Raw genomic sequence first — 3,650 nt, 5'->3', positions numbered from 1 at the left:
CTACGGAGGCGTGGAGAACCTCGCCCTGATTTATGGGACAGTAGGAGCTGCCCCCGTACAAAATATAGGTGCCTATGGCGTGGAGCTAAAGGACGTTTTTAAAAGCTGTGAGGCAATTTATAGAGAAAGTAGATCCAAAATCAATTTGGAAATGGGAGGTTGTGCATTTGGTTATCGTGATTCCATATTTAAGCAAAGAAAAGATACCTATATCATCACCTCAGTTACTTTCTGTCTTACCAAACGGAATCACCAGTTCAAGACCCATTATGGGGATATACGTATCCGCTTGGCTGCCCATGGCTGGAGAGAAACCCCACAACATATAGCCTTGGTTGTCAAGGAAATTCGCCGAAGTAAGTTACCTAATCCTGCGGAGTTGGGTAATAGTGGGAGTTTCTTCAAGAATCCAGTGATCCCACGCGCGCAATTTCTGGAACTACAAAAGCGCTACCCCGATATGCCTCATTACAGCGCAGGGGACGACCAAGAGAAAATTCCTGCTGCCTACCTGATAGAAAGCTGTGAGCTTAAGGGCTATCGTATAGGAGCGGTAGGTGTACATAAGGGGCAACCCCTCGTATTGGTCAATTATGGAGGAGCCACAGGAACAGAGTTGTTAGCACTTGCCCGCTATGTACAAGAACAAGTAAAAAAACGCTTTGATATCCTTATGGAAATGGAAGTAAATGTTTGGTAAGTGCCGAATATTTCTTACCTTTGCCCAAAATTTCAGATGATGAAAAATCACCGTTCAGCACCGCCTAAGGCTGCTAAAGGGGTTCGTCCCCAGACAGAGGGAAAGCGCTCCCAAACAGGGGAGAAACGCCCCTACAAAAAGGAAAACCGACAGGACAACAAGGAAAGATCTTTTGATAATAGGAAAAAATCAACCCAATCCAAAGAAAAACCTTTCAATTCTAAAGAGAAAAGCTACAAGCAGGATACCCCTCCCACTTTTTATAGAAAAACTGCTCCTAAAAAGCCCTCTCAGGAAGAGGAAAAAGGAATTAGGCTTAACAAATATATTGCCAATGCAGGAATCTGTGCGCGCCGACAAGCGGACCAATATATTGCCGCTGGTAATGTGGAGGTCAATGGCAAGCCTATGACAGAGTTGGGCTATCGCGTACAACCTACTGATGTAGTGAAGTTTGATGGCAAAAATATCTCAGCCGAAAAAAAGGAATATATCCTGCTGAATAAGCCTAAGGGCTTTATCACTACCACTCAGGATGAGAAAGGTCGTAAGACAGTGATGGACCTAGTGGCGGGTGCTGCTCAAGGAAATATAAAGCCAGTGGGTAGGCTCGATAGGCTCACCACAGGGCTGCTGTTGCTGACCAACGATGGCGAGCTGATGAAGAAACTCACTCACCCTTCGCATGGGGTGCGCAAGATATACCATGTTGTCTTGGATAAGAAACTTGCCTTAGCGGACTTTCACAAAATCCAAGAGGGGCTGACCCTTGAGGACGGTTTTATCCAAGTAGATGATATTAGTTTTGTGGAAGGATCCCCTCATAATGAATTAGGGGTAAAGATACACAGCGGGCGCAATCGTATCGTGCGTCGTATCTTTGAGTCCTTGGGTTATGTAGTGGAAAAGCTCGACAGGGTAGTCTTCGCAGGACTTACTAAAAAGGATCTTCCTCGCGGCCATTGGCGACCATTGACCCAACAAGAAGTGATTAACCTAAAAAACCTTAACCGATGAAAAAAACACTCCTTATTCTTTTACCCTTGCTGGTAATTTTTCTCCTTAGCGGCTGGGTGTATATGCGTTACTTCTTCGTCTTTGGCGAAGGCGTCAAGTCGGGTTATCTGAACTATGCCGTCTATAAGGGCGATGTGTTCAAGACCTATGAGGGCAAGCTCATTCAGGAGGGCTTCGCCAAAACCCGCACAGGTAGTGGCATACAAAGTAACGAATTTGAATTTTCCATAGAAGACAAACGTATATTCCAACAGTTAGAAGTCAATAGTGGCAAATACTTTGACCTCCACTATAAGGAATTTCACAATGCGGTGCCATGGCGTGGCAATACAGTATATATAGTAGATAGCATTGTAAATATGCGTGAAAAATAAGCCTATGAAGACTACTCAGATATTCGGTCTGCACCCTGTAATAGAAGCCATAGAGGCAGGTCGTACTATAGATAAAATTTTTGTACAAAAGGGGCTGTCAGGCGCCCTTTTTGCTACCCTTGCCAAACTCATGGAGAGCCATCAGCTTTCCCATTCCTATGTACCTGTGGAGAAGCTTAACCGACTCACTCGTGGGAATCATCAAGGGGTAGTGGCGTTGCTTTCTCCTGTGGAGTTTGTTCCCTTGGAGGAGTTGGTACTTTCTATCATAGAAAGCGGTAAGACACCTCTGTTTTTGATTCTTGATCACCTAAGTGATGTGCGCAATGTAGGAGCTATCATTCGTACTGCCGAATGTACGGGGGTTAGTGGCATTATTCTTCCCAAGCAAGGCAGTGCAGCTGTAGGAGAGGATATGGTCAAGACTTCGGCGGGAGCTATCTTCAATATGCCACTGTGCAAGGTGGATAACCTCATCGATACCATCTACTACCTACAAGGCAGTGGTATCAAGGTTATTGGAGCTACCGAAAAAGCACCTACACTGCTCTATGAAGAATCTCTTACTGAGCCTTTGGCTATCGTAATGGGTGCTGAGGATACAGGTATTAGTAAGGGGGTACTGAAAGTCTTAGATGCACGTGCCAAACTACCTATACAAGGGGAAACCTCTTCGCTCAATGTATCTGTAGCTTGCGGGGCCTTCCTATATGAAGTAGTAAGACAGCGAATGATGAGTTAATGGGCTAATTAGTCAATGAGCCAATTTGCTAATTGAGATAAGTCAAGTAAATACTTATAACTACTTGATATAATTACTATCTCTGCCCTTGAGGATAAAAATCTTACGATGCTTGAGGATAATCAAACTCTATATTTTTATAGATAAAAATAATAGAAATCTATTGTTATGAATGGGAATTGTCGTACCTTTGCCCCTGAAAACAAAGGGGAAATAAATTGTTTTTCATAATATTAGATTTTGTGGTTAGAATTAATAAAAGAGGGCGCAAGCTCTCTTTTATTTTTTGTGTTAGAGGTGGTTAGGGATGTGGGGTTAAAGATATAGTGATGTAGAATTTTTAGATTTATCTAAAAAATATTTTTTAATTCAAAAAAAATATGTAATTTTGCGTCAAGATCAGAAGTCAGTCATTGACAATTAACAACTAACAATTAATAATTAATATGGTTTCTTCAGTTATTGATTATTTAAGCAGTATCAATCCTGTATTGGCTGCCCTATATGCGACTCTTTTTACTTGGGGAGTCACTGCCTTGGGAGCAGCTTTGGTTTTCTTTTTCAAGAGTAGCAACAAGCTGGTGATGGACGGTATGCTCGGTTTCACAGGAGGGGTGATGGTTGCCGCTAGTGTGTGGAGCTTGCTTATCCCTGCTATTGATATGAGTGAGGGAGAGCGTTTTGTCAAGGTGCTCCCTGCTGTGATAGGCTTCTTAGGCGGTTCTCTCTTTATCTATGCTTTGGACAGAATACTGCCACACTTTCACCCCAATTTCAAGCAAACCGAAGGAGTGAAATCCTCTTGGCAGCGTACCAC

Annotated in this window: 4 protein-coding genes and 1 pseudogene; all 5 read left to right on the top strand. The window is 43.1% G+C overall.

Going from position 1 to position 3,650, the window contains the following annotated elements:
• On the top strand, positions 1 to 700 hold a 700-nt coding region (murB, locus tag Q0625_RS03280; RefSeq protein ID WP_298823465.1), incomplete at its 5' end, for a UDP-N-acetylmuramate dehydrogenase.
• 39 nt (positions 701 to 739) lie between these two features.
• Complete coding sequence (locus Q0625_RS03275) at positions 740 to 1,717, top strand: pseudouridine synthase (RefSeq protein WP_298823466.1); 978 nt, start codon at positions 740 to 742, stop codon at positions 1,715 to 1,717.
• Complete coding sequence (locus Q0625_RS03270) at positions 1,714 to 2,091, top strand: hypothetical protein (protein ID WP_298823464.1); 378 nt, start codon at positions 1,714 to 1,716, stop codon at positions 2,089 to 2,091. Before Q0625_RS03275 ends, Q0625_RS03270 begins: the two co-directional genes overlap by 4 nt.
• Before the next feature lie 4 nt (positions 2,092 to 2,095).
• Positions 2,096 to 2,833: a 23S rRNA (guanosine(2251)-2'-O)-methyltransferase RlmB gene (rlmB, locus tag Q0625_RS03265; RefSeq protein WP_298823463.1), complete on the top strand. Its 738-nt coding sequence runs from the start codon at positions 2,096 to 2,098 to the stop codon at positions 2,831 to 2,833.
• Positions 2,834 to 3,279: 446 nt separating this feature from the next.
• Positions 3,280 to 3,650 (top strand): annotated as a pseudogene (locus Q0625_RS03260) (ZIP family metal transporter); the annotation flags it as partial.

This window comes from uncultured Capnocytophaga sp. (assembly GCF_938029845.1).
GTDB lineage: Bacteria > Bacteroidota > Bacteroidia > Flavobacteriales > Flavobacteriaceae > Capnocytophaga.
Note: the sequence above shows the minus strand (reverse complement) of the source record. Positions and strands in the feature narration are given on the sequence as shown.

Coding starts and splice junctions, on each gene's coding strand:
- Q0625_RS03275 (WP_298823466.1), top strand. CDS start 740: ATGAAAAATCACCGTTCAGCACCGCCTAAGGCTGCTAAAGGGGTTCGT.
- Q0625_RS03270 (WP_298823464.1), top strand. CDS start 1,714: ATGAAAAAAACACTCCTTATTCTTTTACCCTTGCTGGTAATTTTTCTC.
- rlmB (WP_298823463.1), top strand. CDS start 2,096: ATGAAGACTACTCAGATATTCGGTCTGCACCCTGTAATAGAAGCCATA.